Source organism: Pseudomonas sp. AB6 (assembly GCF_034314105.1).
Lineage (GTDB): Bacteria > Pseudomonadota > Gammaproteobacteria > Pseudomonadales > Pseudomonadaceae > Aquipseudomonas.
The window spans coordinates 4,400,111-4,423,047 of sequence record NZ_JAVIWJ010000001.1 but is presented as its reverse complement, the minus strand read 5'-3'; the positions used below and the strand labels follow the sequence as shown (position 1 = coordinate 4,423,047).

The following is a 22,937-nucleotide window of genomic DNA, read 5'->3' as shown; positions in this document are numbered from 1 at the left end:
GGTGTGTCAGACATGCCGCTTCCCCAATGAATTCGGTCCCACAGGTTTTCACGCTGTGCCCTGATGTCCCTACCGCATTCCCCCATAGAGGTGGTCGCATGGCTGTTCCAGATGATCGCGTTGCCAACCAATCCCTGATCGAAAGGCGTTCGATCGATTACATTCCGGACGCTGAAAGACACGGTCGTCTGTTCAGTCAGTTCACGTTGTGGCTAGGCGCCAACCTACAAGTCACTGCCATCGTCACCGGGGCCTTGGCCGTGGTGCTGGGCGGTGATGTGTTCTGGTCGTTGGTGGGTTTGCTGATCGGCCAATTGCTGGGCGGCGGCGTGATGGCGTTGCACGCGGCTCAAGGCCCGAAGCTGGGCCTGCCGCAAATGATCTCCAGCCGCGTGCAGTTTGGCGTGTACGGCGCGGTGATTCCGTTGGTGTTGGTATGTTTGATGTACATCGGCTTTTCCGCCAGCGGTTCGGTGCTTGCCGGGCAGGCAGTGGCGCAGCTGATTCACGTCCCGGACTGGCAGGGTATCCTTATTTTCGCTGCGCTGATCGTGGTGGCGACCATTTTTGGTTACCGGGTCATCCATGTGATCGGCCGGATAGCGAGCGTGATTGGCATCATCGCCTTTGTTTACCTGTTCGGCGCGCTGCTAGCTGGAAATGATATCGGCGCCCTGTTGGGCAACAAGCACTTTTCCCTCGCCAGCTTCCTGTTAGCGATGTCGTTGTCGGCGTCCTGGCAGATCGCGTTTGGTCCCTACGTGGCGGACTATTCGCGCTATTTGCCGCGCAGAACCTCAGCCGTAAAAACCTTCTGGGCCGTTGGCCTGGGGTCGGTTATCGGTGCGCAGGCGTCGATGGTGTTCGGTGTGTTTGCAGCAGCGTTAGCCGGTAAGTCCTTCGCCCACCATGAAGTCTCGTTCATCGTCAGCCTCGGCGGCACAGGAGTGGTTGCGGCTCTGCTGTATTTCAGCGTCGCGTTTGGCAAGGTCACGATCACCACCCTCAACGCCTATGGCAGCTTCATGTCGATTGCCACCATCGTCAGCGGCTTTCGCGGCAGCCGGCACATCTCCACTGGCCTGCGTCTGGCCTATATTTTCGGCATGGTCGGCGTCGCCACACTGTTGGCATTGGCGGGCAAAGATTCGTTCCTCAAGGATTTCTCGGCGTTCATCCTGTTTCTGCTGGCGTTCTTTACCCCGTGGAGCGCGATCAACCTGGTGGATTTCTATTGCGTCACCAAAGAACGCTACGACATCCCGGCGCTGTCCGATCCCGATGGCCGTTACGGTCGCTGGAACTGGATTGGCATCGGTGTGTACGTGTTCGGTGTGGTGATTCAGATGCCGTTCATTGCCACTCAGTTTTACACCGGTCCCTTGGTCGAGCGCCTGGGTGATACCGACATTTCATGGATCATTGGGCTGGTCGTGCCCGCCGTCGTGTATTACCTGATCGCGAAGAAATGGCACAGCCCGATTCCTGACCGGCTGATTCTCCTGGAGGAGTCCGATGCCCCGCAAACAATAGCAACACATTCGCGGGCTCGGACAGCAATGAACTGACGACCATAAAATGCACTCGTTAATGGGAACAACAGTGAACGCCGAAGCCATTCAGCGGGCTGAGACGATGGAATTGTGCGTGTTTTCGTCTAAGACGAATCAAGCATGGACAACCAAAGTACGCCGCGAATCGCCTAAGCTGATCGGCCTGACCGCCGTTTTGCTACTCCTATTTGATCGAGAGCCTTCTATGTTCCCCGAGAGCTTCACTTTCTCCATCGCTGACTGGGTCAATCGATGGGTCGACACGCTGGTGATTAACTATGGCGACGTGTTTCGTCAGATCTCAAACACCCTGCTGTGGGCCATCGTCAACCTTGAAGCCCTGCTGCGCCTGGCGCCATGGTGGCTGATGCTAGCGATTGTCGGCGGCATTGCCTGGCACGCGACACGCAAGCTGTTCACGACAGTTGTGATTGTTGGTCTGCTGTTCCTGGTGGGCGCCGTAGGCCTGTGGGACAAACTGATGCAAACCCTCGCCCTGATGCTAGTGGCGACGATTATTTCAGTGGCGATTGGTATTCCGCTGGGCATCCTGACGGCGCGCAACAACCGACTTAGGTCGGTGATGATGCCGTTGCTGGACATCATGCAGACCATGCCCAGCTTCGTGTACCTCATACCCGTGCTGATGCTGTTTGGCTTGGGCAAAGTACCCGCGATTTTTGCCACAGTGATTTACGCCGCGCCGCCGCTGATCCGCCTGACCGATCTGGGTATTCGTCAGGTCGACGGTGAAGTCATGGAGGCAATCAACGCCTTTGGCGCTAATCGCTGGCAACAGTTGTTCGGTGTACAACTGCCGCTGGCGCTGCCGAGCATCATGGCCGGGATCAACCAGACCACGATGATGGCCTTGTCGATGGTGGTGATCGCCTCAATGATTGGCGCACGCGGGCTGGGTGAAGACGTGCTGGTCGGGATTCAAACTCTCAATGTCGGCAAAGGACTGGAAGCCGGTCTGGCCATCGTGATTCTCGCGGTGGTCATCGACCGCATCACGCAGGCCTACGGTCGACCACGGCATGAGGCGACCAAATGAGCGAAGCGATGAGTAAGATCGTCGTCAGAAACGTCTTTAAAATCTTCGGCAATCGCTCGACAGAGGCGCTGCGAATGATTAAAGACCACAAATCCAAGGATCAGGTATTGGCACAAACCGGCTGTGTAGTCGGGGTCAGCGACCTGTCGCTGTCTATCGAAAGCGGCGAAATATTTGTAATCATGGGGTTGTCCGGCTCTGGCAAATCGACATTGGTGCGTCACATCAACCGCCTGATCGACCCTACCAGCGGGCAGCTTCTGGTGGATGGCGAAGACATCCTTGGCTACGACATGGAAGCCTTGCGTCAATTTCGTCGGCACAAAATCAGCATGGTGTTTCAAAGCTTCGGCCTGCTGCCACACAAGACCGTAGTCGATAACGTGGCGTACGGCTTGAAAGTCCGTGGTGAGTCCAAGACGTTCTGTGCCGAGCGCGCGATGCACTGGATCGGCGCCGTGGACCTCAAGGGTTATGAAGATAAATATCCGCATCAGCTGTCGGGCGGCATGCGTCAGCGCGTAGGACTTGCCCGCGCATTGGCGGCTGACACCGACATCATTTTGATGGACGAAGCCTTTAGCGCACTCGACCCGTTAATCCGCGCCGAGATGCAAGACCAACTGCTGGCGCTGCAAGCCAGCTTGCACAAAACCATCGTATTCATCACCCATGATCTTGACGAAGCACTGCGCATCGGCAACCGCATTGCCATCCTTAAGGACGGTCAGTTGATCCAAGTGGGTACGCCCAAAGAAATTCTATATTCACCCGCAGACGAATACGTAAATCGGTTCGTACAACGGCGGGTGGCCACCATTTGATGGAGTAACAACGTGACTGAGCTTAACCTGATTCCCGGCACCCTGACATTGGCGCAACTGCGTGAGATTTATCACCACCCGGTCAACCTTAGCCTGCATGAAAGCGCCTCACAGCAGATCGAAAACAGCGTGGCCTGTGTTGAGCAAATTCTCGCCGAAGACCGCACCGCCTACGGTATCAACACCGGTTTCGGTCTGCTGGCCTCGACGCGCATTGCCAGCGAGGATCTGGAAAATCTTCAGCGCTCATTGGTGTTGTCCCATGCCGCCGGGATCGGTCAGCCGATCAGTGATGAGCTGGTGCGTCTGGTCATGGTACTCAAGGTCAACAGCCTCAGCCGTGGTTTCTCCGGTATTCGTCGTCAGGTCATCAACGCCTTGATCGCGCTGATCAATGCCGAGGTTTACCCGCACATTCCACTCAAGGGTTCGGTGGGCGCGTCGGGCGATCTTGCACCTTTGGCGCACATGTCACTGGTGCTGCTGGGTGAAGGCAAAGCCCGCTACAAAGGCGAATGGCTGGAAGCGACCGAAGCCTTGGCCGTAGCCGGGTTGAAGCCGCTGACACTGGCCGCAAAAGAAGGCTTGGCATTGCTCAACGGCACCCAGGTGTCCACTGCGTTCGCGTTGCGTGGTCTGTTCGAAAGTGAAGACCTGTTCGCCGCTGCGATGGCCTGTGGTGCGTTAACCGTGGAAGCGGTGTTGGGTTCGCGTGCACCATTCGACGCACGGATTCACGCAGCCCGGGGCCAACGCGGCCAAATCGACGCCGCTGCGTGCTACCGCGACCTGTTAGGCGACAGCAGCCCGATTTCTGATTCCCACCGAGATTGCGACAAGGTCCAAGACCCGTACTCGCTGCGCTGCCAACCGCAAGTCATGGGCGCCTGCCTGACTCAACTGCGTCAGGCCGCTGAAGTTCTGGGCGTGGAAGCCAACGCCGTATCGGACAACCCATTGGTATTTGCCGCTGAAGGTGAGGTGATATCAGGCGGTAACTTCCACGCCGAACCGGTGGCGATGGCCGCTGACAACCTGGCTTTGGCCTTCGCTGAAATCGGTGCCCTTAGCGAGCGTCGTATCTCGCTGATGATGGACAAGCACATGTCGCAATTGCCGCCGTTCCTGGTGGCCAATGGCGGCGTGAACTCCGGCTTCATGATTGCCCAAGTGACCGCCGCCGCACTGGCCAGCGAGAACAAAGCCTTGGCCCATCCGCACAGTGTCGACAGCATTCCAACTTCAGCCAATCAGGAAGACCACGTCTCCATGGCACCGGCTGCGGGTAAGCGTCTGTGGGAAATGGCCGAAAATGTACGCGGCATTCTCGCCGTGGAATGGTTGGCCGCCTGCCAGGGTCTGGACTTTCGTGAAGGCTTGAAAAGCTCGCCGAAACTGGAACAAGCACGCACCGCCCTGCGCAGCAAAGTATCCTTCTACGACAAGGACCGTTTTTTTGCGCCAGACATCGAAGCCGCCATGCAGTTGTTGGCGTCCAAATGCTTGAACACGTTAATCCCGGCGAACGTATTACCAAGCTTGTAAACCACTCCTGTAGGAGCCAACGTGTTGGTGAAAGCCTGACGCGGTATGCCTGACATACCGCCTCGCCAACAGGTTGTTGGCTCCTAACGTTATGACTGCGGAGACCCTAGATGAAAACGCTCTGGAAGCACTGCCACGTAGCGACGATGGCGCAGGGCAGCTACTCAATTATCGAAAACGCCGCCATTGTCACCTCAGGCGAACTCATCGAGTGGATTGGGCCGCAAGCCGATGCCCCAACCGAAGACTTCACTAGCGTCATCAGCCTCGACGGCGCGTGGGTAACCCCCGGCTTGATCGACTGTCACACTCACACCGTATTCGGCGGCAACCGCAGTGGCGAGTTTGAGCAACGATTGAACGGCGTGAGCTACGCGCAAATCGCGGCGGCAGGCGGAGGAATCGCCAGCACCGTGCGCGCTACCCGAGCAGCCAGCGAGGACGAGCTGTTCGCCAGCGCCGAACAACGCCTCAAGCGTTTGCTACACGACGGCGTTACCACCGTGGAAATCAAGTCCGGCTACGGCCTGGATTTGGCCAGCGAACGCAAAATCCTGCGGGTCATTCGGCGTCTGGGCACCGTGCTTCCGGTCACGGTTCGCAGCACGTGCCTGGCGGCCCACGCATTGCCACCGGAATACAAGGATCGCGCCGACGACTACATCCACCACATTTGCAGCGTGATGCTCCCGGCATTGGCGGCAGAAGGCTTGGTGGACGCAGTGGATGCGTTCTGCGAATACCTGGCGTTCTCACCGGCACAGGTTGAACAAGTGTTCATTTGCGCGGGCGAACTGGGTTTACCGGTGAAGTTACACGCCGAGCAGTTGTCATCCTTAGCCGGATCGAGTCTTGCGGCGCGCTATCAGGCGCTGTCGGCGGATCACCTGGAATTCATGAGCGAGGCTGACGCTATCGCCATGGGCGCTGCCGGAACCGTCGCCGTATTGCTGCCTGGCGCGTACTACTTTCTTCGGGAAACCCAACTACCGCCGATGGATGCGTTGCGTAAGCACGGGGTCGATATCGCCATCGCTACCGATCTGAACCCCGGCACCTCGCCCGCGCTATCCCTGCGATTGATGCTGAACATGGCCTGCACCTTGTTCCGCATGACCCCGGAAGAAGCCTTGGCCGGCGTGACTCTCAACGCCGCTAAAGCATTGGGATTGGGCGACACCCATGGTTCACTGGAAGTGGGCAAGTTTGCTGACTTTGTGGCTTGGAAGATCGAACGACCAGCGGATTTGGCCTACTGGCTTGGTGGTGATTTGGACAAGCGGATCGTGCGGCATGGGGTTGAGTCGGTGTGAGTAATGCGCGCCTACAATTGAATGTCATATGTTTTATTTAACAGGAGGCACTTGTGGACAAGGTTCTGAATTTCAAACGTGGCCGGTTGCCGCTGCTGATCAGCATGCCCCACGCCGGGTTAAATTTGACCCCGGCGGTGAAAACAGGCTTGGTGGACGCGGCGCACAGCCTGCCGGACACCGACTGGCACATCCCGACGCTGTATGACTTCGCCGAAGAACTGGGCGCCAGCACCTTGGCCGCTGAATACTCGCGCTTCGTCATCGACCTCAATCGACCGTCAGATGACAAGCCGCTGTACGTTGGTGCGACCACCGGGTTGTACCCGGCCATCCTGTTCGACGGCGAGCCGCTGTTCCGCGAAAACCAGATGCCCAGCACCGAAGAACGCGCAACGTATCTGGCGCAGATATGGACGCCGTATCACCAGACGCTGCAACAAGAGTTGGCGCGCTTACGCGACGATTTTGGTTATGCGCTGCTGTTCGATGCGCACTCGATCCGGGGCTCGATTCCGCATTTGTTTGAAGGCCGTTTGCCGGACTTCAACCTCGGCACTTTCAATGGCCTGAGCTGCGACACGGAACTGGCCACCTTGCTCCAAGCCACGTGCGCAGCGGCCACCGATTACACCCACGTACTGAATGGGCGCTTCAAAGGCGGCCACATCACTCGCCACTACGGAGACCCGGCCAACAACATCCACGCCGTACAACTTGAGCTGGCGCAAAGCACGTACATGGAAGAATACGAGCCGTTCAACTACCGCAAGGATTTGGCTGAACCGACGCAAAAGGTTCTGAAAAATCTGCTGCAAGGCATGATTGACTGGGGCCAGAAGCGATTTTCCAACTAAACACCGTGTCATCCTTTTCGCAAGCAAGCTTGCGAAGACGATGTCATGGGCAACGCTTATTTTCTGAGCAACCGCAGACCGTTAAACACCACCAACAAACTCACACCCATGTCAGCGAACACCGCCATCCACATAGTCGCCATGCCCGCGAAGGTGATCGCCAGGAAAACCGCCTTGATCACCAGCGCCAGCACGATGTTCTGCTTCAGAATCGCCGAGGTCTGGTGTGACAGTCGGATAAACGCCGGGATCTTGCGCAAGTCATCGTCCATCAACGCCACATCCGCAGTTTCAATTGCGGTGTCGGTGCCTGCGGCAGCCATGGCGAAACCAATCTCCGACCGCGCCAACGCCGGGGCATCGTTGATGCCGTCACCTACCATCCCGACCCGATGGCCATTGGCGTAAAGCTGCTCAATGGCCTGCAACTTGTCTGCTGGCAATAAATTACCCTGCGCCTGTTCAATCCCTACTTGCTCGGCAATTGCCTTGGCGGTGTGCGGGTTGTCGCCAGTCAGCATCACAGTTTTGATGCCCAATTCGTGCAATTGGCGGATCGCTTCACGGGAGCTGTCCTTGACCGTATCGGCCACTGCGAACAGCGCCAGCGGGCCGGACTGATCACACAGCAGGACCACGGTTTTGCCTTGGATTTCCAGCGCATCGAGCTTTTCTTCCAGTGCGACGGAACACAGCGCCAGCTCTTCGACGAGGCGGTGGTTACCCAAGTAATAAACCCGACCCGCGACTTCGCCCTTCACTCCACGACCCACTAGCGCCTCGAACGCCTGCACGTCGTGTAGCGAAACGCCCTGTGTATCCGCGGCCTTGGCGATGGCTTGGGACACCGGATGGTCCGAGCGATTGGCCAGGCTGGCGGCAATGGCGACAGCATCATTCGCCAGCGCCTCAAGCAGCATGAAATCGGTCTGCACCGGTTTGCCGTGGGTGATGGTCCCGGTTTTATCCAGCGCTAAATAATTGAGCCGATGCCCGTTTTCCAAATACACACCTCCCTTGACCAAAATCCCTCTGCGCGCTGCGGCAGCCAGTCCGCTGACGATAGTCACCGGGGTGGAAATCACTAGCGCACAAGGACATGCGACCACCAACAGCACCAGCGCCCGATAGATCCAATCGAACCAGACCGCGCCCATGAACAGCGGCGCGATGATTGCCACGGCCAAGGCCAAGATAAACACCGCTGGCGTGTATATTTTCGAGAAGCTGTCGACAAACCGCTGGGTCGGCGCCCGCGAGCCTTGCGCCGCTTCCACCGCATGGATGATTCGCGCCAAGGTCGAATTGTTGGCCGCCGCCGTCACCGTATATTCCAGTGAGCCCGATTGATTGAGGGTGCCCGCGAAGACTTTATCGCCCACGGTCTTTTCTACCGGCAGGCTTTCTCCGGTAATAGATGCCTGATCAATGGTCGAACTGCCGGACACCACATCGCCGTCCAAACCAATGCGCTCACCGGGCTTAATCCGTACACGAGCGCCCAGCTCGATGTGTTTCACGTCTTGCTCAACCCAGGTACCGTCGGCCTGTTGCACGGTGGCAACGTCCGGGGTCATCTGCATCAGGCCGCCGATGGCATTGCGCGCGCGGTCCAGGGATTTGGCTTCGATCAGTTCCGCCACGGTGAACAAGAACATCACCATGGCCGCTTCTGGCCACTGCCCAATCAACACAGCACCGGTCACCGCGATGCTCATCAGCGCATTGATGTTCAGGTTGAAGTTCTTCAGGGCGATCCAGCCCTTTCTGTAGGTGCTCAGGCCGCCGCTCAAAATCGCAATGATCGCCACCAGCGCAACCACCCACGTTGGCGCCAACTGAGTAAAGTGAATCACTTCGGAGGCCAACGCGGCGACGCCCGACACAGCCAGCGGCCACCAGGATTTTTTCTGCGGCATCGGTGTGGGCGCGGCGAGATCAGCGCCCTTCTCAATCGGCTCGGCATGCATGCCTATCGACTTGATGGCTTCAATGATTGGATCGACGCAAGGCAGATCGTGGGTCACTGCCAGCACCCGATTGATCAGGTTGAATTCCAACTGCTGAACACCGGCGAGCTTGCCCAGTTTGTTCTGGATCAAGGTTTGCTCGGTAGGACAGTCCATTTGCTCGATGCGAAAACTGCTCAGCCGGCCAGCCGAAGCAGACGACGTAGCGATTTTAACGATGGCCGGAGCGCTAGCGCTCGAACAGCAGCCGTGGTCATGATCATGGGCGGCGGGCAGTTTGACGTGGCGGTGTTCGAGGGAATTCATAAGGGTGTCCTTGTTGGCGCTTATTGCCAAGTGAACACCCTGTAGCCACTATAGGGTCAAGCAACTATTTGAGATAAATCCATGAAGATTGGCGAACTGGCAAAACTGACCGATTGCCAAGTGGAAACCATCCGCTACTACGAACGCGAAAGCCTGCTGCCGCCGCCTGCGCGCAGTGACGGCAATTATCGGGTGTACACCCAGGCTCATGTTGAGCGGCTGACGTTTATTCGCAACTGCCGCAGCCTGGACATGACTCACGAAGAAATCCGCAGCCTGTTGAGTTTGCGTGACAGCCCGCAAGACCAATGCGAGAGCGTCAATGCATTGATCGACGAACACATCCAACACGTCAACGCCCGGGTCGCCAGCCTGCAAGCGCTGCAAACGCAATTACTGGAACTGCGCCAACGCTGCACCGACGGCACGCTGAAACACTGTGGGATTTTGCAGCAGTTGGAAGTGAGTGGCGCGGTGATAGCGGTGGAGAGCGAGCATTCTCATGTGGGGAGAAGTCATGGGCATTGATGGCGGCGTGTCTACGACAACGCGCTAAGCCCTTCCCGAATTCATTCGGGAAGGCGATGTGTCAGGCACCCATTTTCAAACAGCCATCGGCGCCGTCATGGCTGGGTGATGTTGATACCCTTCCAGCGAGAAATCAGCCGGTTCGATCAGCTCCAACCATTCTGGTTGATACACGCCAGTCTGGGCGAACGCTGGCACGCGCTCGGAGATCACCAACTGAGGCGCCGGGAACGGCTCGCGCTTGAGCTGTTCATTGAGCATGTCCAGGTGATTTTCATAGACGTGGGCATCACCAATGAAATACGTGAACCAACGCGGGGTGTAGCCCGTCAGGCGTCCGATCAGCGACAGCAACGCCGCGCCTTCGGTCAGGTTGAACGGCGTTCCCAGCCCCAAATCGTTGGAGCGGATATACAGCGTCAGGGAGATTTCGCGAGTTTCCTGGTTAGGGTGGAACTGGTAAAGCAGATGACACGGCGGTAAGGCCATTTCATCCAATTGCGCGCAGTTCCAGCCATGAAACAGAATCCGTCGGCTGCCTGGGTCTTTCATGATGGTGTCTACACACTGGCGAATCTGGTCGATGGCCTTGTACAGCACCACATAGGCCTGACCGTATTCTTCGGACTGAGCAATCTGCCGATAGCCATGACTGATCGCCAGCTCGATAGCCTTGACGTTGCCAGAATCGATACGTTTATACGCGGGCCACTTGCGCCATTGCACACCGTAAATTTCGCCTAAATCGTCTTCGCCCTTGCGGAATGGGTTGTCCAACCATTGCGCGTTTTCGTTGGCGTTTTGGTCCCAGACCTTGCAACCCAACTCTCGAAACTCTGCGGCGTTGCTCACGCCACGCAGGAAACCGACCATTTCGCCGATGGCCGACTTAAAGGCCATGCGCCGGGTGGTAATCGCCGGGAAGCCCTCTTTCAGGTCATAACGCAGCATGGCGCCGGGAAAACTAATGGTTTTGACCCCGGTGCGGTTCGCTTGCAGCGTTCCGTTTTGGATCACATGAGCGACCAGATCCAGATATTGCTTCATACATTACCCTGCATCAATGAACCCGCCGGACGTAAACGCCCGGCATTTCAGTGTTAAACCGTCGCGCTTTTGGTGGCAGATGCGCGGTGATACGCCAGCCAGATCAGCACCAGACCGCCAATGATCATTGGCAGGCTCAGAATCTGACCCATAGTGACCCAGCCCCAAGCCAAATAGCCCAGCTGCGCATCAGGCACGCGGACGAATTCGACGACAAAGCGGAAGATCCCATAGAACAACGCGAACATCCCGGAAACCGCCATGGTCGGACGGGGTTTGCGCGAGAACAGCCAGAGGATGACGAACAGTGCCACGCCTTCCAGCGCGAATTGATAAAGCTGCGACGGATGACGCGGCAACTGCGCCGGATCGCTGAACGGCGGGAAAATCATGGCCCACGGCAGGTCCGTCGGTTTGCCCCACAATTCGGCATTGATGAAGTTGCCGATACGCCCGGCGCCCAAACCAATCGGGACCATCGGCGCAACATAGTCCATCAATTGGAAGAACGACTTGCCGTTGCGCCTGCCGAACCACCAGGCGGCAATCATCACGCCGATAAAGCCGCCGTGGAACGCCATACCGCCTTTCCAAACTTCGAAAATCAACAGCGGATTGGCGATGTAGGCACTCAGGTCATAGAACAGCACATAGCCCAGTCGCCCACCGACGATAACCCCCATGGCTAGCCAAAAGATCAGGTCGGAGAGCTTTTCTTTGGTCCAGGTCGGGTCGAAACGGTTCATACGACGTGACGCGAGTAACCATGCACCACCAATGCCGACCAGGTACATCAAGCCATACCAATGAATCTGCAGCGGGCCAATGGCCAATGCAACTGGATCAATCTGCGGGTAAGGCAGCATTGCGACTCCTCAAATAAACGCTTTGGCAGCAGCGGTCAGCCGTCTGCGATTTTCAATCGGTCATGGTAACGGAAGCACACCCTTTAGCTCTACCCGTGTGAGCGGATGGGTGTCGGATCGATCTGCGGTACAGTGGTGAAAAAGGAGGTTCGCATGTGCCTGATCGTCTTCGCTTGGCGCCCCACTCACCGGCAACCGCTGATCGTCGCTGCCAACCGCGATGAATTTTACGCGCGCCCGACCCAGCCAATGACTGAATGGCACGATGCGCCCGGCGTGTATGCGGGCCGGGATCTGGAAGCTGGTGGGACGTGGCTCGGTATCGGAAACCACGGTCGATTTGCAGCGCTGACTAACATTCGCGATCCGAATCACCCGCCGGGACGACGCTCTCGCGGCGAACTGGTTGCGCGGTTTCTGACCGGTGAGCAGCCCATTGAGGATTATCTGGCCGAAGTGGTGGCATGTGCAGGCGAATATGGGGGTTTCAATTTGTTGCTGGGCACGGCGGATTCTTTGTTTTTCCTGAGTGCGGTCAGTGCGCAGCCGCAGCTACTCAAGGCCGGTGTTTACGGCCTATCAAACGCCGGACTGGACACTCCATGGCCAAAGCTGTTGAAAGCCAAAGCGGCGCTGCTCGCTGAATTAGACGATCCGCAAGTCTCGGCGCTATTGGGGTTACTGCGCGATCCTGACATTGCACCCGAGGCTGGTCTACCTGACACCGGGGTAGGACGGGTTACGGAAAGCCTGTTATCCAGCGTGTTTATTTCCAGCCCGAACTACGGCACGCGCGCCAGCAGCGCATTGATCGTTAATGCCGACGGCAGTCGTCACTTCGCTGAACACAGCTTCGGGCCGTATGGCGGGCATTTAGGGACGGTTGAGTTGATTGTTTGACCTAAATCCCTGTGGTGCCGTGCTGCGTGATCAATGCCCTTTAACCGACGCCGGATTAATCATCCGGGCCAGGCCAAGATTACGCAGGGCCAACTGCAACGAGCTGCGGATGACTTGCGGATTGTCGTTGGTCATCAATTGCGCCAGTAACTCCTTGGCCTTGCTCAGGTGGATCTGACGCAACATCCACTTCACTTTCGGCAAGTTGGTGGCATTCATCGACAAACTGTCATAACCCATTGCCATCAATAGCACCGCTGCCGCGGGGTCGCCGGCCATCTCACCGCAAATGCTCACTGGTTTACCTTCCAAATGGGCATCGTGCACCACATGCTGCAACGCCATCAGCACTGCCGGGTGCAGGTAGTCATACAGATCGGCAACCCGTGGGTTGTTGCGATCTACCGCCAATAAGTATTGGGTCAAGTCGTTGGAACCCACCGAAAGGAAGTCCACCTGACGCGCCAATTCACGGGTTTGGTACACCGCTGCCGGGACTTCAACCATCACACCAATTGGCGGCATCGGCACGTCGAACCCTTCGTCGCGTACTTCGCCCCAGGCTCGGTGGATCAGGTGTAACGCTTCTTCCACTTCGTGGGTGCTGGAAATCATTGGCAGCAAAATCCGCAGGTTGTTCAAGCCCTCACTGGCCTTGAGCATGGCGCGGGTCTGCACCAGGAAAATTTCCGGGTGATCGAGGGTGACGCGGATACCGCGCCAGCCCAGGAACGGGTTGTCTTCTTTAATCGGAAAGTACGACAGCGATTTATCGCCACCGATGTCCAGGCTGCGCATGGTCACTGGCAATGGGTGGAAAGCCGCCAATTGTTCGCGATAAATCGCGAGTTGTTCTTTTTCGCTCGGAAAACGCTGATTGATCATGAACGGCACTTCAGTGCGGTAAAGACCTACACCTTCGGCTCCGCGCTGTTGCGCGCGCGCGACGTCTGCCAGCAGGCCGGTGTTGACCCAAAGTGGCATGCGATGCCCGTCCAGCGTCACGCACGGCAATTCACGCAAGGAGTCCAGACCTAAGGACAGCTGGCGCTCTTCTTCGACCACTTCAGCGTATTGCTTGCGCAAAATATCGCTGGGGTTGGTGTAAACCTCACCGTGATAGCCATCGACAATCAGCTGGATGCCATCGACTTTGGAATAAGGCAGATCCACCACGCCCATGACCGTGGGAATACCCATGGCCCGCGCCAAAATCGCGACGTGGGAGTTGCCGGAACCGAGCACCGAGATCAGGCCGACCAACTTGCCTTCGGGCACCTCACCGAGCATCGCCGGTGACAGTTCTTCGCTGACCAGAATGGTGTTGTCGGGATAAACCAAGGTTTGCTGACGTGCTTCCTGCAGATAAGCCAACAGCCGACGACCCAAATCCTTGACGTCGGAGGCGCGCTCACGCAGATAAGCGTCGTCCATCAATTCAAAACGTTTGACGTGCTCGTTGACTACCTGGCGCAGTGCACCTTGGGCCCATTGGCCGGTCTTGATCACGTCGGTCACTTCACTGCCCAGAGAAGCGTCGTCGAGCATCATCAGGTAAACATCAAATAATGCACGCTCTTCAGGTCGCAGCTGCGTGGCGAGTTTGGCCGAGAGCGAACGCATATCGCCGCGTACGCCTTCCAGTGCATTTTGGAACAACGCCAATTCAGCTTTAATGTCGCTGACGTTCTTGTCGGGCACCACTTCCAAATCAGCCGGGGGCAACATCACCACAGCTGTACCGACAGCCGCGCCTGGCGAGCCCGGCACGCCAACAAACTTGGCTTCTTGAATGCCTTTGCCTTGACGACCCAAGCCACGAATCGAACCAGTGGCTTCGGCGTGGGCGATAACGCCAGCCAACTGAGCGCTCATGGTCACGAGAAAGGCTTCTTCGCCCTCGTCGAACTGGCGCCGCTCCTTTTGCTGGATCACCAACACCCCGACCACGCGACGGTGGTGGATAATCGGTGCGCCAAGGAACGAGGCGTAGCGCTCTTCACCAGTCTCGGCAAAGTAGCGATAACGTGGGTGGTCAACAGCGTTTTCCAGATTCAGCGGCTCTTCGCGGGTACCCACGAGACCGACCAAACCTTCGTTCGGCGCCATGCTGACCTTACCAATGGATCGCTTGTTCAGGCCCTCGGTGGCCATTAATACAAAGCGGTTGGATTCGGTGTCGAGCAAATAGACCGAGCAGACCTGGCTGCCCATGGCCTCTCTGACGCGTAACACAATAATCCCCAACGCCGCCTTGAGATCCTTGGCGGAGTTAACTTCCTGGACGATCTTGCGCAGCGTATTGAGCATGGCTGGGGGTCGAACTCCGTGGTCAGTCGCGCGCCAACAGGCGCGGTGCAAGTTCTTTAAGGGCGCGTCTGTAAACCTCGCGCTTGAATGTCACTACCTGGCCCAACGGATACCAATAACTGACCCAACGCCAGCCATCAAACTCCGGTTTACCGGTCAAATCCATCCTTACCCGCTGCTCGTTTGAGATCAGGCGCAGAAGAAACCACTTTTGCTTCTGGCCGATGCACAGCGGTTGGCTGTGCGTTCTGACCAAACGCTGCGGCAAACGATAACGCAACCAGCCACGGGTGCAGGCGAGAATTTCAACATCCTGCCGTTCCAGCCCGACTTCTTCATTCAATTCGCGATACAAAGCGTCTTCTGGCGTCTCGAGCGGGTTGATTCCACCCTGCGGAAACTGCCAGGCATCTTGGTTGATTCGCCGAGCCCATAAGACCTGACCAGCATCATTTGTCAGAATAATCCCGACATTAGGACGGAAACCATCGGGGTCGATCACGGCAGCGGCCTCGTAAACGCATGTCGTCGCATTGTTCCACAAAGCTGTTGAAAGCAGCAACGAGGCTTCGCAGCTTATGTGAACTCTTGTGAAAAGCTCGTATTCTGACGGCCTTTTCCGTGGTAATTCAGTGAGTAACTTCATGCGCCTGGCCTTATTCGACCTTGACAACACACTTCTAGGTGGCGATAGCGATCACGCTTGGGGAGATTATCTCTGCGAACGCGGCATTCTCGACGCCATCGCCTACAAAACGCGCAACGACGCGTTTTACCAGGATTACCTGGCGGGAACCCTCAACCTGACGGACTATCTGAACTTCAGCCTGGAAATCCTCGGTCGCACCGACATGGCCCAGTTGGACATATGGCACCGTGAGTTCATGCGCGACTGCATCGAGCCGATTATTTTGCCCAAAGCCGAAGCGCTGGTGGCTAAGCACCGTAAAGCGGGTGACAAACTGCTGGTGATCACCGCCACCAACCGCTTTGTGACCGCGCCAATCGTTGCGCGGTTTGGTGTTGATACCTTGCTGGCCACCGAGTGCGAAATCGTTGATGGTCGCTACAGCGGGCGAACAACCGACGTCCCGTGCTTCCGCGAAGGGAAAGTGACGCGACTTAATCGCTGGCTAGAGGAGACCGGATTCAATCTCGACGACAGCTACTTCTACAGCGACTCAATGAACGACCTGCCCTTACTGGAGCAAGTAGCCAACCCAATAGCTGTCGACCCAGATCCAACGTTGCGCGCTGAAGCCGAGCGGCGTGGCTGGCCGGTAATCACGCTGAGGAATTAAGCCGTTTCGAATGGTTCCTCCGCGAATAAGTTGCGAAGAGGGAGTCTCGGTACTCCGGACATAACGCTTGGGTTTAAACCGGCTTAGCCCCCATCAACCCCGCGATGGCGATAAAACACACGCCGCAGAACAGGGCGAGGGCCAAGGTGAATTTGGGGTGACCGATGACGGAGGGGACGCGCAGGCGGTTGAGGCGCACCAACAGCCACGCCCAGCTCAGGGTACCGAAGGTGTAAAGCACGCTCGCAGCCAATAACCAGGTCTGACCTAATGGCCAACCTGCGTAATGCATCAGCCACCAGCCGCTGACCGGCAAGGTCAACAAGCACAAGCCCATTAAGATCCAGGCGAACAGCCATGGTCGCTGCAAGGTGCGGCGCTGGGCGGTCAAGTCGCCAGCACGGCGGCTGCGAATGACCCAGACCACAAGCGCCAATGCGCTGAGTAGAAGCAGCACGGTGGCGACAACGTGGACGATTTTGATGGCGGTGAAATATTCCATTTTTGGTAAATTCCTGTCAGAGCTTATTAGTCAGGGTAGCAGCGCAGCAGTGCTCCTCAGCGGGTTAGCCTAGGAACAGCTTGTAAGCCGGGTTTTCGCTTTCATCCCAATACGGGTAGCCGATTTCCGCCAACGCCGCCGGAATCAGGTGCCGCTCGTTTTCCGGAACCACCAACCCAGCCACCACCCGGCCGTCCGCCGCGCCGTGGTTGCGGTAGTGGAACATCGAGATATTCCACTGCCCGCCGAGTTTGTCGAGGAAATTGAACAGCGCACCCGGTCGCTCCGGGAACTCGAAACGGAACACCACTTCGTCACTGACCCGCGCCGCGTGGCCGCCGACCATATGGCGGATGTGCAGTTTCGCCAGTTCATTATCGGTCAGGTCCAGCACCGGAAAGCCCTGCGCGGTCAGGCTGGCCAGCAGCGCGGCGCGGGGATCGGTATCGGGATGGGTTTGCACACCAACGAAGATGTGGGCCTCCCGGTCGGTATGGTAGCGGTAGTTGAATTCGGTGATCTGGCGTTTGCCGATGGCTTCGCAGAACGCTTTGAAGCTGCCCGGCTTTTCGGGAATGGTCACGGCAATGATCGCTTCGCGGCCCTCACCTAGCTCAGCGCGCTCGGCCACGTGGCGCAGGCGGTCGAAGTTGACGTTGGCGCCTGAATCAATGGCCACCAGGGTTTGCCCGCTGACGCCATACAGTTCGACGTACTTCTTGATCCCGGCCACACCCAGTGCGCCCGCAGGCTCGGTGATGGAGCGAGTATCGTCGTAGATATCTTTGATCGCCGCACAGATTTCATCGGTGCTGACGGTGATCACTTCGTCGACATAATCTTTGCAGATGTCGAAGGTGTGCTGACCGATCTGCGCCACGGCCACGCCGTCGGCAAACAACCCGACCTGACTCAAGACCACGCGTTCACCAGCCGCCATGGCCGCTTGCAGGCAGTTGGAATCGTCCGGTTCGACGCCGATGACCTTGATGTCTGGCCGCAAGTATTTAACGTAGGCCGCGATGCCCGCAATCAAACCGCCGCCGCCCACCGGCACAAAAATCGCGTCTAAACGCCCCGGCTGTTGACGCAGAATCTCCATTGCCACGGTGCCTTGGCCGGCGATGGTGTCAGGATCGTCATACGGATGAACGTAGACGTAGCCTTTTTCATCGACCAGTTTCAGCGAAAATGCCAGTGCTTCGGGGAACGAGTCGCCGTGCAACACCACGATGCCGCCTCGCGAGCGCACGCCTTCGACCTTGATCTCGGGAGTGGTTTTGGGCATGACGATGGTGGCTTTGACGCCCAGTACCTTGGCCGCCAATGCCAAGCCTTGCGCATGGTTACCCGCCGACGCCGTGACGACGCCCCGGGCCAACTCGGCTTCGCTGAGCAACGTGAGTTTGTTGTAAGCGCCGCGAATTTTGAACGAGAACACCGGCTGCAAGTCTTCGCGCTTAAGCAGTACCGCATTGCCCAGGCGCTCGGAAAGCTGGCGAGCGGCCTGCAACGGGGTTTCAACGGCTACGTCGTAAACGCGCGAGGTGAGGATTTTTTTGACGTACTGTTCAAGCATCGGGAAAGTATCGCTGGCAAATAGGGGCAAGGCCCGAAGTCTAACCCAGAATGACGCGGTTTTTAGGCGGGTTATCGCTATAATGCGCGCCCTTTTGCATACCTTTGCTCGCTGCAAACACATTCCTATAAGAGCCAACTCGTTGGTGAAGCTGTGTCTCAAACACACCGCACGGGCGCTTCGCCAACAAGTTGGCTCCTGTAGATACTATTTTTATTAGGAGCCAGCATGACCCAGGATCAACTCAAACAGGCCGTGGCCCAAGCTGCCGTCGATTTTATCCTTGCGAAACTCGATGACAAGAGTGTCGTCGGCGTAGGCACTGGCTCCACCGCCAATTGTTTTATCGATGCGTTGGCCAAGCACAAAGGCGCATTCGACGGCGCGGTCGCCAGTTCCGAGGCCACTGCGGCACGGCTCAAGGGCCACGGCATTCCGGTCTACGAATTGAATACCGTCAGCGATCTGGAATTTTATGTCGATGGCGCTGATGAAGCCGACGCAGGCTTGCACCTGATCAAAGGCGGCGGTGCTGCATTGACCCGTGAAAAAATCGTCGCAGCCGTGGCTCAGACATTCATTTGCATTGCCGACGGCAGCAAGTTGGTGTCGGTGTTGGGCGAGTTTCCACTGCCCGTTGAAGTAATTCCGATGGCGCGCAGCCACGTAGCCCGTCAGTTGGTGAAGCTGGGCGGCGATCCGGTGTACCGCGAAGGCGTGCTGACCGATAACGGCAATATCATTCTCGACGTGTTCAACATGAACATCACCGATCCGGTGACGCTGGAAACCCAGATCAACGCCATCGTTGGCGTTGTGACCAATGGCTTGTTCGCGGCGCGTCCGGCTGACTTGCTGTTTTTGGGTACGGCGGAAGGTGTGAAAACCCTTAAGCGCTAATACGCATTTGGGCCTCTTCGTGAATGAATTCACTCCCACAGTGATTGCAGTTTTACCGTGGGACAGAATTCATTCGGGAAGCTGTTGATCAGCGAACGCTGCTTTCGAACTTACTCACGCCGGTCAATTCCAACACAATCTCATCGCCCGTAACGAACGGACCGACGCCTGCGGGGGTGCCAGTCATGATGATGTCGCCGGCTTGCAGTGAGAACTGCGACGCCATGTATTGAATCATCGGTACGATCGGGTTGAGCATTGAGCTGCTGTTGCCGTCCTGACGCACTTCGCCGTTTATGGAAAGACGAATGCTAATGTCGGTCAGGTCCGGGTAGGCATCAGCCGACACAAACGGGGCGATGACTGCCGCGCCGTCGAAGGATTTGCAGATTTCCCACGGCAGGCCTTTCTCTTTGAGCCTGGTCTGAATATCGCGCAAGGTCAGATCGAGGCCGGGTGCGAAGCCACTAATTGCATCCAGCACCTCTTCTCGCGAAGGACTTTTAGTCAGCGGCTTGCCAATCAACACGACGATTTCAGCTTCGTAATGCACCGATCCGCGATCGACAGGGATGGTAAAGCCACCTTCCAGCGTTACAACGCAACTACCAGGCTTGATGAACAGCAGCGGTTCGGACGGCACCGGGTTGTTCAATTCTTTTGCATGTTCGGCGTAGTTACGACCGATACAGACGACTTTTCCCACTGGAAAGTGGATTCGCGTACCGTCGATGTACTGGTGCTGATAGCTCATGGGGCGACTCCTGAGTCTGTAGGCCAAATGGATTAAACGGCGAATATCTTGCCTGGGTTCATGATCCCGTTGGGATCGAACACTGCTTTAACCGCTTTCATGTATTCGATTTCGATGGGCGAACGGCTGTACGTCAAGTAATCACGCTTGGTCATGCCCACGCCGTGCTCAGCGGAGATCGAGCCGTTGTACTTCTGCACGATCTCGAACACCCACTTATTGACCGTGGCGCACGTGGCAAAAAAATCATCTTTGCTCAGGTTGTCTGGCTTGAGGATGTTCAGGTGCAGGTTGCCGTCGCCGATGTGGCCGAACCAGACAATTTCGAAGTCTGGATAGTATTCACCAACGATGGCGTCCACTTCCTTCAGGAACGCCGGTACTTTTGAAACGGTCACCGAGATGTCGTTCTTGTACGGCGTCCAGTGCGAAATGGTCTCGGAGATGTATTCGCGCAGCTTCCACAGGTTCTGCAACTGCTGGTCGCTTTGGCTCATCACGCCATCCAGCACCCAGCCTTCTTCCACGCAATGCTCGAAGGTTGCCAAGGCTTCGTTGGACACTTCTTCAGTCGTCGCTTCGAACTCCAGCAGCGCATAGAACGGGCAATCGGTCTCAAACGGCGCCGGTACATCGCCGCGCGCCAACACCTTCGCCAACGCTTTATCAGAAAAAAATTCGAACGCCGTCAGGTCGATTTTGTTATGGAACGCATGCAGCACCGGCATGATTGAGTCGAAATCGCGAGTTCCGAGGACCATCGCCGTGAGGTTTTTCGGTGCTCGATCCAGACGCATGGTGGCTTCGACCACAAAACCCAGCGTGCCCTCAGCGCCGATGAACAACTGACGCAAATCGTAGCCCGTAGCGTTTTTGATCAGGTCTTTGTTCAGCTCAAGCAGGTCGCCCTTACCGGTGACGACTTTCATCCCCGCGACCCAGTTGCGGGTCATGCCATAGCGAATCACCTTGATCCCACCGGCATTGGTGCCGATGTTGCCACCTATCTGGCTGGAACCCGCCGAAGCAAAGTCCACCGGGTAATACAGGCCGTTGTCCTCAGCGAGGGTTTGCAGGTGTTCGGTGACGACGCCCGGTTGGCAGATCACGGTGCGGTCCGTCAGGTTGATGTCCAACACCTTATTCATGTAATCGAACGAGACAACCACTTCACCATTGGCCGCAACCGCAGCGGCGGAAAGCCCCGTTCGGCCGCCCGACGGCACCAACGCCACCCTGTGCTCATTGGCCCAGCGAACGATGGCTTGCACCTGTTCGGTAGTCTTCGGGAACACGATGGCCACGGGAGCCGGCGCAAAGTGTTTGGTCCAATCCTTGCCGTAAGTATTGAGGGAGTCGGCGTCGGTCAAGACCTTGCCAGGCTCGACCAGGGTCTTTAACTCTTCTATTAAGGCAGGATTGGTCATCACGGAACTCTCGAACAATTCATGGTCATCCTGAGAACGCTTCACGTCCAGGAATGGGTGCTTCGCGGGGTGCATATGCTAGCATAGCCCCCCGCTAATCGTGCCTACGGCCGATGTGCGCCCCCTGCCATTTTCTCCGGGACACAGGTTTACGCAGATGAGCAAGACTTCTCTCGATAAGAGCAAGATCAAGTTCCTTCTTCTCGAAGGCGTCCACCAATCAGCTGTGGACGTCCTCATGTCCGCCGGGTATTCGAACATTGAATACCTTACCGGCTCGCTACCGGAAGCCGAGTTGAAGGAAAAGATCGCCGATGCACATTTCATCGGTATTCGTTCCCGTACCCAGCTGACCGAACAGGTCTTCGATTGCGCGAAGAAACTGGTCGCTGTCGGCTGCTTCTGCATTGGCACCAACCAAGTCGATCTCAACGCTGCACGCGAACGCGGTATCGCAGTCTTCAACGCCCCCTACTCAAACACCCGGTCGGTGGCTGAGTTGGTGCTGGCTGAAGCGATCCTGTTACTGCGCGGCATTCCTGAGAAAAACGCCTCCTGCCACCGTGGCGGCTGGATAAAAAGCGCAGCCAACTCCTTCGAGATTCGCGGTAAGAAACTGGGTATCGTCGGCTACGGCTCGATCGGCACCCAACTTTCCGTACTGGCCGAAGGCCTGGGCATGCAAGTGTTCTTTTACGACACGCTAACCAAACTGCCGCTGGGTAATGCATCTCAGGTTTCGAGCCTGACCGAACTGCTGGGATTGGCTGACATCGTCACGCTGCACGTCCCTGAGACCGCTGAAACCCAGTGGATGATCGGTGAAAAAGAAATTCGCGCCATGAAGAAGGGCAGCATCCTGATCAACGCCGCTCGCGGCACGGTGGTCGAGTTGCAGGCGTTGGCTGACGCGATCAAGGATAAACACCTTATCGGCGCCGCCATCGACGTCTTCCCGGTCGAGCCTCGCTCGAACAACGAAGAATTCGAAAGCCCGCTACGTGGTCTGGACAATGTGATTTTGACCCCGCATATCGGCGGTTCGACTGCCGAAGCACAGGCTAACATCGGTCTGGAAGTGGCGGAAAAGCTGGTCAAGTACAGCGACAACGGTACGTCGGTCTCCTCGGTCAACTTCCCGGAAGTGGCGTTGCCCGCTCACCCTGGCAAGCACCGTTTGCTGCACATCCACCAGAACATTCCAGGTGTGATGAGCGAAATCAACAAGGTCTTCGCCGAAAACGGGATCAACATCTCCGGTCAGTTCCTACAGACAAACGAGAAGGTTGGCTACGTGGTCATCGACGTCGATGCCGAGTACTCCGATCTGGCCCAGGAAAAACTGCAGACCATCAACGGCACTATTCGTAGCCGCGTGTTGTTCTAGGTTTCTCCGAG

Annotated in this window: 20 protein-coding genes; 11 read left to right on the top strand and 9 right to left on the bottom strand. The window is 57.1% G+C overall.

Going from position 1 to position 22,937, the window contains the following annotated elements:
* Positions 1-98 precede the first annotated feature (98 nt).
* From RGW60_RS20810 to hutG, 6 genes are all read left to right on the top strand, one after another.
* Positions 99-1,568, top strand: a complete 1,470-nt coding sequence (locus tag RGW60_RS20810) for a cytosine permease (RefSeq protein WP_322206360.1) — start codon at positions 99-101, stop codon at positions 1,566-1,568.
* Positions 1,569-1,758: 190 nt separating this feature from the next.
* Positions 1,759-2,610 (top strand): proline/glycine betaine ABC transporter permease, encoded by an 852-nt coding sequence (locus tag RGW60_RS20805; RefSeq protein WP_322206988.1) that lies wholly within the window; start codon positions 1,759-1,761, stop codon positions 2,608-2,610.
* A complete protein-coding gene (locus RGW60_RS20800) occupies positions 2,607-3,434 on the top strand; it encodes a glycine betaine/L-proline ABC transporter ATP-binding protein (protein ID WP_322206359.1) in 828 nt (275 codons plus the stop codon). The genes RGW60_RS20805 and RGW60_RS20800 overlap by 4 nt, the downstream gene beginning before the upstream one ends.
* Positions 3,435-3,446: 12 nt before the next feature.
* Positions 3,447-4,979, top strand: a complete 1,533-nt coding sequence (gene hutH, locus RGW60_RS20795; protein ID WP_322206358.1) for a histidine ammonia-lyase — start codon at positions 3,447-3,449, stop codon at positions 4,977-4,979.
* A gap of 110 nt (positions 4,980-5,089) precedes the next feature.
* Positions 5,090-6,292, top strand: coding sequence for an imidazolonepropionase (hutI, locus tag RGW60_RS20790; protein WP_322206357.1), 1,203 nt, complete (start codon positions 5,090-5,092; stop codon positions 6,290-6,292).
* A gap of 53 nt (positions 6,293-6,345) precedes the next feature.
* Positions 6,346-7,149: an N-formylglutamate deformylase gene (gene hutG / locus RGW60_RS20785; RefSeq protein WP_322206356.1), complete on the top strand. Its 804-nt coding sequence runs from the start codon at positions 6,346-6,348 to the stop codon at positions 7,147-7,149.
* A 56-nt stretch (positions 7,150-7,205) separates the two neighbouring features.
* Here hutG and RGW60_RS20780 read toward each other — a convergent pair whose 3' ends face one another.
* Positions 7,206-9,425 (bottom strand): heavy metal translocating P-type ATPase, encoded by a 2,220-nt coding sequence (locus RGW60_RS20780; RefSeq protein WP_322206355.1) that lies wholly within the window; start codon positions 9,423-9,425, stop codon positions 7,206-7,208.
* 81 nt (positions 9,426-9,506) lie between these two features.
* Here RGW60_RS20780 and cadR point away from each other — a divergent pair, with 81 nt between their 5' ends.
* Positions 9,507-9,953, top strand: a complete 447-nt coding sequence (gene cadR / locus RGW60_RS20775) for a Cd(II)/Pb(II)-responsive transcriptional regulator (protein ID WP_322206354.1) — start codon at positions 9,507-9,509, stop codon at positions 9,951-9,953.
* A gap of 75 nt (positions 9,954-10,028) precedes the next feature.
* Here cadR and RGW60_RS20770 read toward each other — a convergent pair whose 3' ends face one another.
* Positions 10,029-11,000, bottom strand: coding sequence for a thymidylate synthase (locus tag RGW60_RS20770; RefSeq protein WP_322206353.1), 972 nt, complete (start codon positions 10,998-11,000; stop codon positions 10,029-10,031).
* 53 nt (positions 11,001-11,053) lie between these two features.
* On the bottom strand, positions 11,054-11,866 hold the full coding sequence (gene lgt / locus RGW60_RS20765; protein WP_322206352.1) for a prolipoprotein diacylglyceryl transferase: 813 nt from the start codon (positions 11,864-11,866) through the stop codon (positions 11,054-11,056).
* Between the two features lie 153 nt (positions 11,867-12,019).
* Here lgt and RGW60_RS20760 point away from each other — a divergent pair, with 153 nt between their 5' ends.
* Positions 12,020-12,766 carry an NRDE family protein gene (locus tag RGW60_RS20760; RefSeq protein ID WP_322206351.1) on the top strand — a complete coding sequence of 249 codons (747 nt, stop codon included), beginning with the start codon at positions 12,020-12,022 and terminating at the stop codon, positions 12,764-12,766.
* Positions 12,767-12,796: 30 nt separating this feature from the next.
* Here RGW60_RS20760 and ptsP read toward each other — a convergent pair whose 3' ends face one another.
* Positions 12,797-15,076, bottom strand: coding sequence for a phosphoenolpyruvate--protein phosphotransferase (gene ptsP, locus RGW60_RS20755; protein ID WP_322206350.1), 2,280 nt, complete (start codon positions 15,074-15,076; stop codon positions 12,797-12,799).
* Positions 15,077-15,098: 22 nt separating this feature from the next.
* Entirely contained in the window at positions 15,099-15,578 is a 480-nt protein-coding gene (locus RGW60_RS20750; protein ID WP_322206987.1) for an RNA pyrophosphohydrolase, read from the bottom strand.
* Between the two features lie 142 nt (positions 15,579-15,720).
* Here RGW60_RS20750 and RGW60_RS20745 point away from each other — a divergent pair, with 142 nt between their 5' ends.
* Complete coding sequence (locus RGW60_RS20745; protein WP_322206349.1) at positions 15,721-16,377, top strand: HAD family hydrolase; 657 nt, start codon at positions 15,721-15,723, stop codon at positions 16,375-16,377.
* Positions 16,378-16,450: 73 nt separating this feature from the next.
* Here the strand turns inward: RGW60_RS20745 and RGW60_RS20740 are convergent, their stop codons facing one another.
* Positions 16,451-16,879: a DUF2269 family protein gene (locus RGW60_RS20740; RefSeq protein ID WP_322206348.1), complete on the bottom strand. Its 429-nt coding sequence runs from the start codon at positions 16,877-16,879 to the stop codon at positions 16,451-16,453.
* A gap of 64 nt (positions 16,880-16,943) precedes the next feature.
* The gene (ilvA, locus tag RGW60_RS20735) at positions 16,944-18,458 is read right to left on the bottom strand and encodes a threonine ammonia-lyase, biosynthetic (RefSeq protein ID WP_322206986.1); all 1,515 of its coding nucleotides are present in this window, start codon (positions 18,456-18,458) and stop codon (positions 16,944-16,946) included.
* Between the two features lie 228 nt (positions 18,459-18,686).
* Between ilvA and rpiA the strand changes: the two genes are divergently transcribed.
* Positions 18,687-19,358 (top strand): ribose-5-phosphate isomerase RpiA, encoded by a 672-nt coding sequence (gene rpiA, locus RGW60_RS20730; protein ID WP_322206347.1) that lies wholly within the window; start codon positions 18,687-18,689, stop codon positions 19,356-19,358.
* A gap of 88 nt (positions 19,359-19,446) precedes the next feature.
* On the opposite strand, the gene RGW60_RS20725 is transcribed toward rpiA, so the two are convergent.
* Both RGW60_RS20725 and RGW60_RS20720 read right to left on the bottom strand, forming a co-directional pair.
* Positions 19,447-20,112 carry a fumarylacetoacetate hydrolase family protein gene (locus RGW60_RS20725; protein WP_322206346.1) on the bottom strand — a complete coding sequence of 222 codons (666 nt, stop codon included), beginning with the start codon at positions 20,110-20,112 and terminating at the stop codon, positions 19,447-19,449.
* Positions 20,113-20,144: 32 nt separating this feature from the next.
* Positions 20,145-21,539 (bottom strand): FAD-binding oxidoreductase, encoded by a 1,395-nt coding sequence (locus RGW60_RS20720; protein ID WP_322206345.1) that lies wholly within the window; start codon positions 21,537-21,539, stop codon positions 20,145-20,147.
* A gap of 157 nt (positions 21,540-21,696) precedes the next feature.
* On the opposite strand from RGW60_RS20720, the gene serA reads away from it, so the two are divergent.
* Positions 21,697-22,926, top strand: a complete 1,230-nt coding sequence (gene serA, locus RGW60_RS20715; protein ID WP_322206344.1) for a phosphoglycerate dehydrogenase — start codon at positions 21,697-21,699, stop codon at positions 22,924-22,926.
* The last annotated feature ends 11 nt before the right edge of the window (positions 22,927-22,937 follow it).

Coding starts and splice junctions, on each gene's coding strand:
- RGW60_RS20810 (WP_322206360.1), top strand. CDS start 99: ATGGCTGTTCCAGATGATCGCGTTGCCAACCAATCCCTGATCGAAAGG.
- RGW60_RS20805 (WP_322206988.1), top strand. CDS start 1,759: ATGTTCCCCGAGAGCTTCACTTTCTCCATCGCTGACTGGGTCAATCGA.
- RGW60_RS20800 (WP_322206359.1), top strand. CDS start 2,607: ATGAGCGAAGCGATGAGTAAGATCGTCGTCAGAAACGTCTTTAAAATC.
- hutI (WP_322206357.1), top strand. CDS start 5,090: ATGAAAACGCTCTGGAAGCACTGCCACGTAGCGACGATGGCGCAGGGC.
- RGW60_RS20780 (WP_322206355.1), bottom strand. CDS start 9,425: ATGAATTCCCTCGAACACCGCCACGTCAAACTGCCCGCCGCCCATGAT.
- cadR (WP_322206354.1), top strand. CDS start 9,507: ATGAAGATTGGCGAACTGGCAAAACTGACCGATTGCCAAGTGGAAACC.
- RGW60_RS20770 (WP_322206353.1), bottom strand. CDS start 11,000: ATGAAGCAATATCTGGATCTGGTCGCTCATGTGATCCAAAACGGAACG.
- lgt (WP_322206352.1), bottom strand. CDS start 11,866: ATGCTGCCTTACCCGCAGATTGATCCAGTTGCATTGGCCATTGGCCCG.
- RGW60_RS20760 (WP_322206351.1), top strand. CDS start 12,020: ATGTGCCTGATCGTCTTCGCTTGGCGCCCCACTCACCGGCAACCGCTG.
- ptsP (WP_322206350.1), bottom strand. CDS start 15,076: ATGCTCAATACGCTGCGCAAGATCGTCCAGGAAGTTAACTCCGCCAAG.
- RGW60_RS20745 (WP_322206349.1), top strand. CDS start 15,721: ATGCGCCTGGCCTTATTCGACCTTGACAACACACTTCTAGGTGGCGAT.
- RGW60_RS20740 (WP_322206348.1), bottom strand. CDS start 16,879: ATGGAATATTTCACCGCCATCAAAATCGTCCACGTTGTCGCCACCGTG.
- ilvA (WP_322206986.1), bottom strand. CDS start 18,458: ATGCTTGAACAGTACGTCAAAAAAATCCTCACCTCGCGCGTTTACGAC.
- rpiA (WP_322206347.1), top strand. CDS start 18,687: ATGACCCAGGATCAACTCAAACAGGCCGTGGCCCAAGCTGCCGTCGAT.
- RGW60_RS20725 (WP_322206346.1), bottom strand. CDS start 20,112: ATGAGCTATCAGCACCAGTACATCGACGGTACGCGAATCCACTTTCCA.
- RGW60_RS20720 (WP_322206345.1), bottom strand. CDS start 21,539: ATGACCAATCCTGCCTTAATAGAAGAGTTAAAGACCCTGGTCGAGCCT.
- serA (WP_322206344.1), top strand. CDS start 21,697: ATGAGCAAGACTTCTCTCGATAAGAGCAAGATCAAGTTCCTTCTTCTC.